General features: G+C 67.5%; 8 protein-coding genes and 1 riboswitch. Of the genes, 4 read left to right on the forward strand and 4 right to left on the reverse strand.

Annotated features, from left to right (window positions below; all coding sequences use genetic code 11):
- Window positions 1–58: 58 nt before the first annotated feature.
- Window positions 59–181: riboswitch (TPP riboswitch) on the reverse strand.
- Between the two features lie 271 nt (window positions 182–452).
- The 4 genes from AC3WLY_RS26140 (at window position 453) to AC3WLY_RS26155 (ending at window position 5,696) form a co-directional block, all read left to right on the forward strand.
- The gene (locus AC3WLY_RS26140; RefSeq protein WP_175963228.1) at window positions 453–2,225 is read left to right on the forward strand and encodes an ABC transporter ATP-binding protein/permease; all 1,773 of its coding nucleotides are present in this window, start codon (window positions 453–455) and stop codon (window positions 2,223–2,225) included.
- Window positions 2,222–2,989 carry an SDR family NAD(P)-dependent oxidoreductase gene (locus tag AC3WLY_RS26145; RefSeq protein ID WP_492308803.1) on the forward strand — a complete coding sequence of 256 codons (768 nt, stop codon included), beginning with the start codon at window positions 2,222–2,224 and terminating at the stop codon, window positions 2,987–2,989. The genes AC3WLY_RS26140 and AC3WLY_RS26145 overlap by 4 nt, the downstream gene beginning before the upstream one ends.
- A gap of 135 nt (window positions 2,990–3,124) precedes the next feature.
- A complete protein-coding gene (locus AC3WLY_RS26150; RefSeq protein ID WP_492308802.1) occupies window positions 3,125–4,387 on the forward strand; it encodes an MFS transporter in 1,263 nt (420 codons plus the stop codon).
- A 25-nt stretch (window positions 4,388–4,412) separates the two neighbouring features.
- Complete coding sequence (locus AC3WLY_RS26155) at window positions 4,413–5,696, forward strand: D-amino acid dehydrogenase (protein WP_492308801.1); 1,284 nt, start codon at window positions 4,413–4,415, stop codon at window positions 5,694–5,696.
- 78 nt (window positions 5,697–5,774) lie between these two features.
- On the opposite strand, the gene thpR is transcribed toward AC3WLY_RS26155, so the two are convergent.
- From thpR to AC3WLY_RS26175, 4 genes are all read right to left on the reverse strand, one after another.
- A complete protein-coding gene (thpR, locus tag AC3WLY_RS26160) occupies window positions 5,775–6,341 on the reverse strand; it encodes an RNA 2',3'-cyclic phosphodiesterase (protein WP_492308800.1) in 567 nt (188 codons plus the stop codon).
- On the reverse strand, window positions 6,338–7,828 hold the full coding sequence (locus tag AC3WLY_RS26165) for an alanine/glycine:cation symporter family protein (RefSeq protein WP_492308799.1): 1,491 nt from the start codon (window positions 7,826–7,828) through the stop codon (window positions 6,338–6,340). Before AC3WLY_RS26165 ends, thpR begins: the two co-directional genes overlap by 4 nt.
- Before the next feature lie 319 nt (window positions 7,829–8,147).
- Window positions 8,148–9,614, reverse strand: coding sequence for a glutamate synthase subunit beta (locus AC3WLY_RS26170; protein ID WP_034183631.1), 1,467 nt, complete (start codon window positions 9,612–9,614; stop codon window positions 8,148–8,150).
- Between the two features lie 85 nt (window positions 9,615–9,699).
- A complete protein-coding gene (locus AC3WLY_RS26175; protein WP_310141987.1) occupies window positions 9,700–14,403 on the reverse strand; it encodes a glutamate synthase-related protein in 4,704 nt (1,567 codons plus the stop codon).
- Window positions 14,404–14,626: the final 223 nt, after the last annotated feature.

Below are 14,626 nucleotides of genomic sequence, written 5' to 3' on the forward strand. Positions count from 1 at the left end.
CAAAGGCCGGCCGGGCGGGACTCGGGCGCTGACCATGTGGGATGGCAGCCAGCGCGGCCCGGCGGGATCAGAAACTTCCCTCGCCGGTATTACCCGGATCGGGTGCGAAGGGTCTTTCTCAGCCTCGCCGCACCGCGCTGAACTTCCGCCGGCCGCATGCAAAGCACCCCTGTTTCGTCGTTGGCCATTAGACCATAAAAGCGGAAAGCGCCGCAAACTGTCCCCCTTGCGGCAAATTCGCCGGAGCGCCGCGCCGCTCTGGCACAATGCCCGCAGGCCGGCCGCGCGAGCGGCCGGTTGCCGCGTCACCGCCGGCCCTTAAGCGCCGTTTAAGACGCGCGGGCGACCATCCGCAGCGCCCGCCGTCAGTCGGCGCCTCGCCCCGGCATGCCGTATCGCGGCGCGCGCCCGGCTTCGCCCGGCCCGCGCGCCGGCTACTCATCAGGAAGCACATGACCCAATCGATCGACCCCGTCCGCTCCGCCGCCTCCGACGCGCCGCAGGACGAGCGCCCGGTATCCGCATGGAGCCTCATCAAGCCCTACTGGGTATCGTCCGAATGGAAAGTCGCGTGGGGGCTGCTGGTCACGATCATCGCGATCAACCTCTGCGTGGTGTGGATCAACGTCCGGCTGAACAAGTGGAACGCCGAGTTCTACAACGCGCTGCAGTCGAAGGACGTCCACGACTTCCCGCACCTGCTGATGCAGTTCTCCGCGCTCGCGTTTGCGTTCATCATCCTCGCGGTGTACGGCCGCTACCTGCGGCAGATGCTCGGCTTCCGCTGGCGCCAGTGGCTCACCGACCGTTTTCTCGGCCAGTGGCTCGGCGATCGCGCGTTCTACCGGATCGAACGCGACCGCCTCGCGGACAACCCCGACCAGCGGATCACCGACGACCTCCAGTCGTTCTCGACCACGACGCTCGCGCTGTCGCTCGACCTGCTGTCGACGGTCGTCACGCTCGTGTCGTTCATCACGATCCTGTGGTCGCTCGCCGGTGCGCTGACGTTCACGCTCGGCGCCACGCCGATCTCGATTCCCGGCTACATGGTGTGGGCGGCCGCGCTCTACGCGGTGGTCGGCTCGCTGATCATCCAGAAGGTCGGCCATCCGCTCGTGTCGATCAACTACCAGCAGCAGCGCGTCGAGGCCGATTTCCGCTTCGGGCTGATCCGCGTGCGCGAGAACGCCGAGCAGATCGCGTTCTACGACGGCGAGAAAACCGAGACCGGCAACGCGCAAAACCTCTTCATGCGCATCCGCGACAACTGGTGGCGCGTGATGAAGTACACGAAGCGCCTCACGTTCGTGCTGAGCTTCTACGGACAGATCGCGATCATCTTCCCGCTCGTCGTCGCCGCGCCGCGGTACTTCGCGGGCGCGTTCTCGTTCGGCGTGCTGATGCAGATCTCGTCCGCGTTCGGCACCGTCAGCGATTCGTTCTCGTGGTTCATCAACAGCTACTCGACCCTCGTCGAATGGCGCGCCACCGTCAACCGTCTGCGCGAATTCAAGCGCGTAATGGGCACGTCGCACCTGAAGGAAAGCCTGTCGCCCGCGACCGAGCACGGCGGCATCAACCTGCACTACGTCGACGCGGCGAAGCTGTCGACGTCGTCGCTCAAGCTCGCGCTGCCGAACGGCAACGCGCTCGCGGAGATCGGCAACGTGACGATCGAGCCGGGTTCGCGCTGGCTCGTGATCGGTAAATCGGGTTCCGGCAAGAGCACGTTCATGCGCGCGCTCGCGGGCCTCTGGCCGTTCGGCGACGGCGCGATCGACGCGCCGGTGGGCGCGCGGATGATGTTCGTGCCGCAGACGAGCTATTTGCCGATCGGCACGTTGAAGGCCGCACTCACCTATCCGGCGACGCCCGACACGTTCAGCGACGACGCGTGCCGCGACGCGCTGCGCGCATGCCGCCTCGAGGATTACGTCGAGCGCCTCGACGAAACCGCGCACTGGACGCGCGTGCTGTCGCCGGGCGAGCAGCAGCGCCTTGCCGGCGCACGCGTGCTGCTGCACAAGCCCGACTTCCTGTTCCTCGACGAAGCGACCAGCGCGCTCGACGCCGACAACGAGGCACGCCTGTACCACCTGTTCGCCGAACGGCTGCCGAAGGCCGCGATCGTCAGCATCGCGCATCGCGAGTCGCTGGCCGCGTTCCACGTCGGCACGATCAACGTCGAGCGCGTGAACGCCGGCGACAAGGTGGCTGCGTGAGCGCACGCGCGGCGCGCATCGTGCTGATCACCGGCGCAGGCTCGGGGATCGGCGCGGCGCTCGCGCGACGGCTCGCGGCGCCCGGCATCGCGCTGGCGCTGCACGCGCGCGGCGCGGACGATGCGGCGCGGGCCCGGCTCGCCGAAGTCGCGCGCGCCTGCTCGGCGGCCGGCGCGCAATGCATCACGCTCACCGGCGATCTCGCCGCGCCGGGCATCGCGGCCACGCTCGTCGATGCAACCGCCGCGCGCTTCGGCGGGCTCGACCAGCTCGTCGCGAACGCCGGCTTCGCCGCGCGGCAGGCCTTTTCCGATCTTTCCGCGGCCACGCTCGCGTCCGCCTTCGCGGCGATGCCCGGCGCGTTCTCCGCGCTCGCGGGCCGCGCGCGGCCGCTGCTCGAAGCGTCGGCCGCACCGCGGATCGTCGCGCTCAGTTCGTTCGTCGCGCATCGCTACCGCGCCGATGCGCCGTTCGCGGCCACCGCCGCCGCGAAAGCCGCACTCGAGTCGCTGGTGCGCACCGCGGCCGCCGAATTCGCCGCGCACGGCATCACCGTCAACGCCGTCGCGCCCGGCTTCACACGCAAGGACCACGGGCCGAGCGCCGGCAACGCCGCCGCGTGGGCGCAGGCCGAACAGGCGACACCGCTCGGCCGGATCGCCGAACCCGACGACGTCGCCGCATTGATCGCGTTCCTGCTGTCGGACGCGGCGCGGCAGATCACCGGCCAGGTCATCCACGTCGACGGCGGCCTGACGCTCTGAAGCGGCATCGCCCCCTCCTTCCCACATACCCGCTGTCCCGCACGAACCTGCATCGGCCTTTTTGGCCGGCCGCATCGCGACCGTAAAATAACCGCCACGCGGCAGCGCGATACGAGACGAGAGGGGGCGGCAAGCATGCAGGCATTCCAGTGGTTCAACGAATTGTCGTCGCGCGAGCGCAAGACGCTGTACGCCGGATTCGGCGGCTACGCGGTCGATGCGTTCGACTTCATGATCTACTCGTTCCTGATCCCGACGCTGATCGCCACGTGGGGAATGACGAAGGGCGAGGCCGGGATGATCGCGACGAGTTCGCTGATCTCGTCGGCAGTCGGCGGCTGGGCCGCCGGCATCCTCGCCGACCGCTACGGCCGCGTGCGCGTGCTGCAGTGGACGATCGCGACGTTCGCGCTGTTCACGTGCCTGTCCGGTTTCACGCATTCGTTCTGGCAGCTGCTCGCGACGCGCACGCTGCAAGGCTTCGGTTTCGGCGGCGAATGGTCGGTCGTGACGATCATGATGGCCGAGACGATCCGCTCGCCCGAGCATCGCGCGAAGGCCGTCGGCACCGTGCAAAGCAGCTGGTCGTTCGGCTGGGCCGCGGCCGCGATCCTCTACTGGGCGTTCTTCGCGCTGCTGCCCGAGCAGGTCGCGTGGCGCGCGTGCTTCTGGATCGGCATCGTGCCCGCGCTGTGGATCCTGTACATCCGCCGCAACGTCAGCGATCCCGACATCTACACGGCCACGCGCCGCGCGCGCGACGAAGGCCGCGTGTCGGGCCACTTCCTCGAGATCTTCTCGCCGCCGCACCTGCGCGCGACGCTGTTCGGCAGCGCGCTGTGCACCGGCATGCTCGGCGGCTACTACGCGATCACGACGTGGCTGCCCACCTACCTGAAAACCGTCCGCCACCTGTCCGTGTTCAACACGAGCGGCTATCTCGTCGTGCTGATCGTCGGCTCGTTCGTCGGCTACGTGGTCGGCGCGATCCTGTCCGACCGGCTCGGCCGCCGCGCGTCGTTCATCCTGTTCGCGATCGGCTCGTTCTCGCTCGGCATGGCGTACACGATGCTGCCGATCACCGATACCGCGATGCTGCTGCTCGGCTTCCCGCTCGGCATCGTCGTGCAGGGGATCTTCGCGGGCGTCGGCGCATACCTGTCGGAGCTGTATCCGGGCGCGATCCGCGGCTCGGGCCAGGGCTTCTGCTACAACCTCGGCCGCGGGCTCGGCTCGTTCTTCCCGATTCTCGTCGGCTCGCTGTCGCAGTCGATGTCGCTCGTGAAGGCGATCGGCCTCGTCGCTGGCGGCGGCTACCTGCTCGTGATCGTCGCCGCGCTCGTGCTGCCGGAAACGCGCGGCAAGTCGCTCGTCGACGATCCGGCCGTCGCGTCGTGAGCGCCCTCTTCGTTCCGGAAACCGCATGCACGTGATCGTTCTCGGCGCCGGCGTGGTCGGCGTCACCACCGCGTGGCACCTGCGCGAAGCAGGCTGCGACGTCACCGTGATCGAACGCGAGGCCGATGTCGCGCAGGCGACGAGCCTCGGCAACGCGGGCGTGATCGCGCCCGGCTACGTGACGCCGTGGGCCGCACCCGGGATGCCCGGCAAGATCCTAAAGCACCTGTTCGAGCCCGCGTCGCCGCTGATCTTCCGGCCGACACTCGACGCCGCGCAGTGGCGCTGGATCGCGCGCTGGCTGCGCGAATGCGAGTTCGAGCGGTTCCGCGTGAACAAGCAGCGGATGCAGCGCATCGCGTATTACAGCCGCGCGTGCCTGCATGCGTTTCGCGACCGTTATCCGTTCGACTACGGCGCGAGCCGCGGCTACCTGCAACTGTTGCGCGGCGCATTCGACGTCGAGATGGTGCAGCCCGCGCTGAAGGTGCTGCGCGATGCCGGCATCGCGTTTCGCGAACTCGACGCGGCCGGCTGCACGGCGATCGAGCCGGGCCTGCGCTGGGCGCGGCAGGCGCCCGTCGGCGGCATCTACCTGCCCGACGACGAAGCCGGCGACTGCGCACGCTTCACGCGCGAACTGCGTACGCTGTGCGAGTCGAACGGCGTGACGTTCCGCTTTCGCACCGCGATCCGCGCGCTCGACGTCGCGGGTGGCAAGGTGCGCGGCGTGCGGATCGATTCACCGGACGAAGGCGCCGCCGCACGAAGTGACGCCCCGCTCGCCGCCAGCGCGATCGTCGTCGCGCTCGGCGTCGACAGCGCCGGCCTGCTGCGGCCGCACGGCATCGACGTGCCGCTGTATCCGGTGAAAGGCTACTCGGCGACGCTCGCGGTCGTCGACGACGAAAAGGCGCCGCGCGCAGCGCTGATGGACGAATCGCTTAAGACGGCGATCACGCGCTTCGGCCCGACGCTGCGCGTCGCGGGCACCGCGGAGCTCGGCAACCGGCACGCGGCGCTGCGGCAGCAGGCGCTCGATACGCTGATGAAGGTGCTCGACGACTGGTTCCCGCACGCGGCCGATCGCGCGTCGGCGCGCTTCTGGGTCGGCCGCCGGCCGATGACACCCGACGGGCCGCCGCTGCTCGGCGCGAGCGGGATCGACGGGCTCTGGCTCAACGTCGGCCACGGCTCGACGGGCTGGGCGATGTCGATGGGTTCGGGCAAGGTGGTCGCGGATCTCGTTACCGGGCGCGAGCCGGAAATCGACCTGTCGGGCCTGACGCTTGCGCGCTACGGGCGGTAGGCTCGGCGCCGGGCGACACCGTCGACGCGATGCGCCGGCGCGATACGCGCGGCCATCGCCATGCATCGCGAGCACCGCTCACTGCACCGCCCGGCCCTCCGCCCACGCGATCGGCGCCGATACGATCGGCCGATGCGACACGCCCTCGTGCGACAACCTGCTTTCGAACAGCGTCAGCGCTTCGATGCGCAGCACGACCGGTCGCGCGGGCGCACCGCCGTGCGCGGGCTGGCCGACCGCGTCGCGCGGCAGCCGCGCGAGCGTCACGTGCGGCCTGAACGGCCGCCGGTCGACCGGCACGCCGAGTTCAGCCAGCAGCGCCGCCAGCCCCGAATTCAACGCGACGCAGGCGGGATCGGCCTCGAGCTCCGCGACGATCAGCCTCGCGCGTGGCAGGCTCGGCCACCACGCGATCCGCTCGACCGGCAGCAGCGGCAGCGCATGCGCGGCTGCGAGCGCGGGCAGGTGCGCGGCCAGCGCGTCGCACCGTTCCCGTTCGATCGCGCCGATGAATGCGAGCGTCACGTGCAGTTGCGCAGGCAGCGTGCGCCGCGCACCGCGGGTGACCGGCAACGCGTGCAGCGCGTCGCGCGAGGCCGCATCGGGCACCAGCGCGACGAATGCACGGAGCCGGTCGCCGTTCATGACTCGCTCACCGCGGCACGCGGCGCACTCGCCGCTTCGGCCGAAACCGGACGCTGCGGCAGCGGGCCATGCTCGCCCCACACGTCGGCCGGCAGCACGCGCGCGAGTTCCGGGATCGTGTTGCGCGTGAACACCGGATCGGCGATGCCTGCCGCGCGCTGGCGGCGATAGTCGGCCCACGCGGCGTGCGCATACTTGCCGAGCGCGAGGATCGCGATCAGGTTGATGATCGCCATCAGCCCCATGCTCGTATCGGCCATCGCCCACACGAGCGGCAGTTGCCCGACGCTGCCGAACATCACCATCCCGAGCACCGCGACGCGGAACAGCGGCAGCACGCCGCGCCGCTTCGTGATGAATTCGACGTTGCCTTCCGCGTACGCGTAGTTGCCGATCACCGACGAGAACGCGAGGAAGAAGATCGCGACGGCCATGTAGATGCCGCCCCAGTCGCCGACGTGGCTCGAGATCGCGCGCTGCGTGAGCGCCGCGCCTTCCATGCCGGTGCCGAGTTCGTACTGGCCCGACAGCAGGATCACGAATGCGGTCGCGCTGCAGATCACGATCGTGTCGACGAACACGCCGAGCATCTGGATCAGCCCCTGCGTGGCAGGATGCCGCGTGCTTGCGGTCGCGGCCGCGTTCGGCGCGCTGCCCATCCCTGCTTCGTTCGAGAACAGCCCGCGCTTCACGCCGATCGCGATCGCCTGGCTGACCGCATAGCCCGTCAGGCCGCCCGCCGCCTGCTCGAGGCCGAACGCGCTCTTCACGATCAGTGCGATCACGCCCGGCACCAATGCGATGTGCGTCGCGACCGCGTAGACCGCGAGCGCGAGATAGCCGATCGCCATCAGCGGCACGATCACCTGCGCGACCGTCGCGATGCGGCGGATGCCGCCGAAGATGATCGGTGCGGAGAGCAGCACGAGACCGAGGCCGACCGTCTCGCGGCTCCAGCCGAACGACGTATGGAACGCGTCGGCGATCGCGTTGGCCTGCACCGCGTTGAACACGAAGCCGAACGCGAGGATCAGCGACAGCGAGAACAGCACGCCGAAGCCGCGCGAACGCAGGCCGGTCTGGATGTAGTACGCGGGGCCGCCGCGATAGCTGCCGTCCGGGTGCGACACCTTGAAGATCTGCGCGAGCGTCGCCTCGACGAACGCGGACGACATCCCGACCAGCGCCGTCATCCACATCCAGAAGATCGCGCCCGGCCCGCCGACCGTCAGCGCGACCGCGACGCCGGCGATGTTGCCGGTGCCGACACGGCTCGCGAGCCCGGTCGCGAACGCCTGGAACGACGAGATGCTGCCCGGCTCGCCCTTGCTGCCGACCAGTTTCATGCTGAGGAACAGCGCCTTCAACTGGATCATCCGGAACCGCAACGTGAACCACGCACCGGCGCCGAGCAGCAGCGCGATCAGCACGTAGTTCCACAACACGCCGTTGACGGCGTCGATCAGCCCATGCACGAATGCTTCCATCCAGAGTCCTTGTAAATAGGGTCGGACACATGCAGCCGCCGCGAATGCGGCCCGAGGGGCGACATGATATGACAGTTTTCAAGGATTATTACAAAACGAAAGGAAAGAAAATGACGGAAAATCAGCGACGGATGTGATCAGATTAGGCGACGCTTCGCGAAAATGGTGAGCGCAGCGCAGCGACGCGGCCGGATCGAACGGCGTCGGGGGAACGCGCGGTACCGGCTGACCGACGGGCATCGGCGCGCGCCAGCGACAAAAAAACCGGGCGCCCTTTCGGACGCCCGGTTTTCATCGAAACCCGCTCGCGGTATTCAGCTCAGCGCGGCAGTTCCGAATGCCCCATCAGGTACGCATCGACCGAGCGCGCGCACTGGCGGCCTTCGCGAATCGCCCACACCACGAGCGACTGGCCGCGACGCATGTCGCCTGCCGCGAACACCTTGTCGACCGACGTGTAGTACGAACGATCGCCTTCGGTCGCCGCACGCGCATTGCCGCGCGCGTCCTTCGCGACGCCGAACGCGTCGAGCACGGGCGCTGCCGGCTGTGTGAAGCCCATCGCGAGCAGCACGAGATCGGCCTTCATCTCGAACTCGGAGCCCGGCACTTCCTGCATCTTGCCGTCCTTCCACTCGACGCGCACCGCGATCAGCTTCTCGACCTTGCCGTTCTTGCCTTCGAGACGCTTCGTCGCGACCGCCCAGTCGCGCTCGCAGCCTTCCTCATGCGACGACGACGTGCGCAGCTTGATCGGCCAGTACGGCCACACGAGCGGCTTGTTTTCCTCTTCCGGCGGCTGCGGCAGCAGCTCGAACTGCGTGACCTGCTTCGCGCCGTGACGGTTCGACGTGCCCACGCAGTCCGAACCCGTATCGCCGCCGCCGATCACGATCACGTGCTTGCCCTTCGCGAGCAGCTGGTCGACGAGCTTGTCGCCCGCGTTCACGCGGTTCTGCTGCGGCAGGAAATCCATCGCGAAATGGACGCCCGCGAGCTCGCGGCCCGGCACCGGCAGGTCGCGCGGCGTTTCCGAACCGCCGGCGATCACGACCGCGTCGAATTCTTCCTTCAGCGTGTCCGGCGAAATGGTTTCCTTCGCGAGGCTGCCGATCGACTCGGGCAGCGGATCCTTGCCGATGAACACGCTGGTGCGGAACGTCACGCCTTCCGCTTCCATCTGGCGCATGCGGCGGTCGATCAGCCACTTCTCGAGCTTGAAGTCGGGAATCCCGTAGCGCAGCAGGCCGCCGACACGGTCGTTCTTCTCGAACACCGTCACGTCGTGGCCCGCGCGCGCGAGCTGCTGCGCGGCGGCGAGGCCCGCAGGGCCCGAGCCGACGACGGCAACCTTCTTGCCCGTCTTGTGCGCAGCCGGCTCAGGCTTCACCCAGCCTTCCGCCCAGGCCTTGTCGATGATCGCGTGCTCGATCGACTTGATGCCGACCGGGTCTTCGTTGATCCCGAGCGTACACGCGGCCTCGCACGGCGCCGGGCAGATGCGACCCGTGAATTCCGGGAAGTTGTTGGTCGAGTGCAGGACTTCGATCGCCTGCTGCCAGTCCTGGCGGTAAACGAGATCGTTGAAGTCCGGGATGATGTTGTTGACCGGGCAGCCGTTGTTGCAGAACGGGATGCCGCAATCCATGCAGCGCGCGCCCTGGACCTTCGCGTCCGCGTCGGTCAGTGCCGCGACGAATTCCTTGTAGTGCTTCACGCGCGTGAGCGGTGCTTCGTACGCCTCGTGGCGGCGTTCGAACTCCAGAAAACCGGTTGCCTTGCCCATAAGGTGCTCTTCTGTTCGGTGTATCGGGTGGGGGAGCCGCGCGCCGCAATCATGCGCGCGCGGCATTCGCTATGTCGTTCGTCGCTCAGGCGGCCAGCACTTCCTTCGCCGCCTTCTTCGCACCGATCTCGCCCAGCGCGCGCTTGTATTCGTGCGGGAACACCTTCACGAACTGGCGGCGCGCCGCGTCCCAGTTTTCCAGCAGCGACTTCGCGCGCGGCGAACCCGTGAACTGGAAATGACGCTCGACGAGCCCCTTGAGCAGCGCTTCGTCCGTCGTGCCTGCGTGCCAGAGTGCGCGATCGACCGTGCGCTCCTGCTCGGCCTGCTGCAGCACCGGCTCGAGCGCGACCATCGACTTGTTGCACTTCGCCGCGAACATGCCTTCCGGATCGTAGATGTACGCGAGGCCGCCCGACATGCCGGCCGCGAAGTTGCGCCCCGTCTCGCCGAGCACGACGACCGTGCCGCCCGTCATGTATTCGCAGCCGTGGTCGCCCGTGCCTTCGACGACCGCCGTCGCGCCCGAGTTGCGCACGCAGAAGCGCTCGCCCGCGACGCCTCGGAAGAACGCTTCGCCTTCGATCGCGCCGTACATCACCGTGTTGCCGCAGATGATGTTTTCCTCGGACTTGCCGCGGAAGTCGTTGGTCGGGCGGATAATGATCCGGCCGCCCGACAGGCCCTTGCCGACGTAGTCGTTGCCGTCGCCGACGAGGTCGAGCGTCACGCCCTTCGCGAGGAACGCGCCGAAGCTCTGGCCGGCCGTGCCCTTCAGCTGGATGTGCACCGCGTCGTCCGCCAGGCCGTCATGGCCGTGCTTCTTCGCGATCACGCCCGACAGCATCGCGCCGACCGTGCGGTTCACGTTGCGCACCGGCTGGATGAACGACACATGCTCGCCGTTCTCGATCGCGGCTTTCGCCTTCTCGATCAGCACGTGGTCGAGCGCGCGCTCGAGGCCGTGATCCTGCACGTCGACGTGACGCGGCGCGACGCCCTCGCACTCTTCCGGCTGATAGAACACGCGCGAGAAGTCGAGGCCCTTCGCCTTCCAGTGCTCGACGCCCTTGCGCGTATCGAGCAGGTCGGCGCGGCCGATCAGGTCGTCGAACTTCGCGATGCCGAGCTGCGCCATGATCTCGCGCACTTCCTCGGCGACGAAGAAGAAGTAGTTCACGACGTGCTCGGGCTGGCCCTTGAACTTCGCACGCAGCACCGGATCCTGCGTCGCGACGCCGACCGGGCACGTGTTCAGGTGGCACTTGCGCATCATGATGCAGCCTTCGACGACGAGCGGTGCCGTCGCGAAGCCGAATTCGTCCGCGCCGAGCAGCGCGCCGATCACGACGTCGCGGCCCGTCTTCATCTGGCCGTCGGCCTGCACGCGGATGCGGCCGCGCAGGCGGTTCAGCACCAGCGTCTGCTGCGTTTCGGCGAGGCCCAGTTCCCACGGCGTGCCCGCGTGCTTGACCGACGACAGCGGCGATGCGCCCGTGCCGCCGTCATGGCCGGCGATCACGACGTGATCGGCCTTCGCCTTCGCGACACCGGCCGCGACCGTGCCGACGCCCACTTCCGACACGAGCTTCACCGAGATGCTCGAGCTCGGGTTCACGTTCTTCAGGTCGTGGATCAGCTGCGCCAGATCCTCGATCGAGTAGATGTCGTGGTGCGGCGGCGGCGAGATCAGGCCGACGCCCGGCACCGAGTAGCGCAGCTTGCCGATGTATTCGGACACCTTGTGGCCCGGCAGCTGGCCGCCTTCGCCCGGCTTCGCCCCCTGCGCCATCTTGATCTGGATCTGGTCGGCCGACGCGAGGTACTCGGCGGTGACACCGAAGCGGCCCGACGCGACCTGCTTGATCTTCGAGCGCAGCGAATCGCCGTCCTTCAACGGAATGTCGCTGACGATCTCGTCGCCGATCACCGACTTCAGCGTCTCGCCCGACTTGATCGGAATGCCGCGCAGCTCGTTGCGGTAGCGCTTTTCGTCCTCGCCGCCTTCGCCGGTGTTCGACTTGCCGCCGATCCGGTTCATCGCGATCGCGAGCGTCGCGTGCGCTTCGGTGCTGATCGAGCCGAGCGACATCGCGCCCGTCGCAAAGCGCTTGACGATGTCCTTCGCCGGTTCGACTTCGTCGATCGAAATCGCCTTCGCCGGCGACACCTTGAACTCGAACAGGCCGCGGAACGTCATGTGACGCTTGGTCTGGTCGTTGATCAGGTGCGCGTATTCCTTGTACGTCTGGTACGAGTTGCTGCGCGTCGCGTGCTGCAGCTTCGCGATCGAATCCGGCGTCCACATGTGGTCTTCACCGCGCACGCGGTACGCGTACTCGCCGCCCGCGTCGAGCATGTCGCGCAGGACCGGGCTGTCGCCGAACGCGTCGCGGTGCAGGCGGATCGCCTCTTCCGCGACTTCGAACAGGCCGATGCCGCCGACCTTCGACGCCGTGCCCTTGAAGTACTTCTCGACGAGGTCGCTCGACAGGCCGAGCGCTTCGAAGATCTGCGCGCCCGTGTACGACATGTACGTCGAGATGCCCATCTTCGACATCACCTTCTGCAGGCCCTTGCCGACCGCCTTCGTGAAGTTGTAGACGGCCTTCTCCGGCGACAGGTCGCCCGACAGGCCCTCGGCCATCTTCGCGAGCGTTTCCATCGCGAGGTACGGGTGCACGGCTTCCGCGCCGTAGCCCGCGAGCAGCGCGAAGTGGTGCGTTTCACGCGCGGAGCCCGTTTCGACGACGAGGCCCGTGCTCGTGCGCAGCCCTTGCTGCACGAGGTGCGTGTGGATCGCCGACGTGGCAAGCAGCGCCGGAATCGCGACGTGTTCGGCGTCCGTCTTGCGGTCCGACACGATCAGCATGTTGTAGCCCGACTTCACCGCGTCGACGGCTTCCGCGCACAGCGACGCGAGGCGCGCCTCGATGCCTTCCTTGCCCCAAGCGACCGGGTAGCAGATGTTCAGTTCGTACGCGCTGAACTTGCCGCCCGTGTACTGGTCGATCGCGCGGATCTTCGCGATGTCCTTGAAGTCGAGCACCGGCTGCGACACTTCGAGACGCATCGGCGGGTTGATGTTGTTCGTGTCGAGCAGGTTCGGCTTCGGGCCGATGAACGACACGAGCGACATGACCATGTTCTCGCGGATCGGGTCGATCGGCGGGTTCGTGACCTGCGCGAACAGCTGCTTGAAGTAGTGATAGAGCGTCTTGTTCTTGTTCGACATCACCGCCAGCGGCGAGTCGTTGCCCATCGAACCGACCGCCTCTTCACCCTGCTGCGCCATCGGCGCCATCAGGAACTTCAGGTCTTCCTGCGTATAGCCGAACGCCTGCTGGCGGTCGAGCAGCGCGGCGCCCTGCGTGCGGCCGGCGGCGACTTCCTCGGCCTTCGGCTCGATCTCGTCGAGCTTGATGCGCACGGCGTCGATCCAGCTCTTGTACGGCTTCGCGTTCGCGAGGTTGTCCTTCAGTTCCTTGTCGTCGATGATGCGGCCGTGTTCCATGTCGATCAGGAACATCTTGCCCGGCTGCAGGCGCCACTTCTTGACGATCTTCGATTCGGGGATCGGCAGCGTGCCGGCTTCCGACGCCATGATGACGAGGTCGTCGTCCGTGACGATGTAGCGCGCCGGGCGCAGGCCGTTACGGTCGAGCGTCGCGCCGATCTGGCGGCCGTCGGTGAACGCGATCGCGGCCGGGCCGTCCCACGGCTCCATCATCGCGGCGTGGTATTCGTAGAACGCGCGGCGGTTCTCGTCCATCAGCGTGTGCTGTTCCCACGCTTCCGGGATCATCATCATCACTGCGTGCACGAGCGGGTAGCCGGCCATCACCAGCAGCTCGAGGCAGTTGTCGAACGATGCGGTGTCCGACTGGCCCGGGTAGATCAGCGGCCACAGCTTCGGCAGGTCGTCGGCGAGCACGTGCGACGCGATCGCGCCGGTACGCGCGTTCAGCCAGTTCACGTTGCCCTTCACGGTGTTGATCTCGCCGTTGTGCGCGATCATCCGGTACGGGTGGGCCAGTTCCCACGCCGGGAACGTGTTGGTCGAGAAACGCTGGTGCACGAGCGCGAGCGCCGACACGACGCGCGCGTCCTGCAGGTCGCGGTAATACACGCCGACCTGGCCGGCCAGCAGCAGCCCCTTGTAGACGACCGTGCGCGCCGACATCGACGGCACGAAGTATTCCTTGCCGTGCTTGAGCTTCAGCGCCTGGATGCGGTGGCTCGCCGTCTTGCGGATCACGTACAGCTTCCGCTCGAGCGCGTCCGTCACCATGATGTCCTTGCCGCGGCCGATGAAGATCTGGCGGATCAGCGGCTCGCTCGCCTTCACGGTCGGCGAAATCGGCATCGCATGGTCGACCGGCACGTCGCGCCAGCCGAGCACGACCTGGCCTTCGGCCTTCACCGTGCGCTCGAGCTCCTGCTCGCACGCGAGACGCGACGCGTTTTCCTTCGGCAGGAAGATCATCCCGACCCCGTATTCGCCGGCGGGCGGCAGCATCACGCCCTGCTTCGACATTTCTTCGCGATAGAACGCGTCCGGAATCTGGATCAGGATGCCCGCGCCGTCGCCCATCAGCGGGTCGGCGCCGACCGCGCCGCGGTGATCGAGGTTCTCGAGGATCTTCAGACCCTGCTGGATGATCTCGTGGCTCTTCTTGCCCTTGATGTGAGCGACGAAGCCGACGCCACAGGCGTCGTGTTCGTTTTGCGGGTCGTACAGACCTTGTGCGGCGGGCACCGCGGCGAGCGGCTGCTGGTGGTCGTTCATGGGGACACCGTCGTAAAGGGGGCCTGGAGGGCCGTTGAACCGTTTTGTTGTTGCCGTCGATCCCGCTCCCGACGGGAGACGGCGCGGCCGACAGTGGGTGGGCATGCTTCGCCCGGGCCACCGGAATTCGGAATATACGCGACGAATCAAAGGAATAGCAACAAAAACCGTTTGATCGAACCCCAATTAAATGGATGCTTCGATCTGGTGCTGTTTTATTGGG

It is taken from the genome of Burkholderia sp. FW306-1C-G01B (assembly GCF_058781685.1).

Bases quoted from the DNA above. Each gene is read 5' to 3' on its own strand.
- AC3WLY_RS26140 (WP_175963228.1), top strand. From the start codon at position 453: ATGACCCAATCGATCGACCCCGTCCGCTCCGCCGCCTCCGACGCGCCG.
- AC3WLY_RS26150 (WP_492308802.1), top strand. From the start codon at position 3,125: ATGCAGGCATTCCAGTGGTTCAACGAATTGTCGTCGCGCGAGCGCAAG.
- AC3WLY_RS26155 (WP_492308801.1), top strand. From the start codon at position 4,413: ATGCACGTGATCGTTCTCGGCGCCGGCGTGGTCGGCGTCACCACCGCG.
- thpR (WP_492308800.1), bottom strand. From the start codon at position 6,341: ATGAACGGCGACCGGCTCCGTGCATTCGTCGCGCTGGTGCCCGATGCG.
- AC3WLY_RS26165 (WP_492308799.1), bottom strand. From the start codon at position 7,828: ATGGAAGCATTCGTGCATGGGCTGATCGACGCCGTCAACGGCGTGTTG.
- AC3WLY_RS26170 (WP_034183631.1), bottom strand. From the start codon at position 9,614: ATGGGCAAGGCAACCGGTTTTCTGGAGTTCGAACGCCGCCACGAGGCG.
- AC3WLY_RS26175 (WP_310141987.1), bottom strand. From the start codon at position 14,403: ATGAACGACCACCAGCAGCCGCTCGCCGCGGTGCCCGCCGCACAAGGT.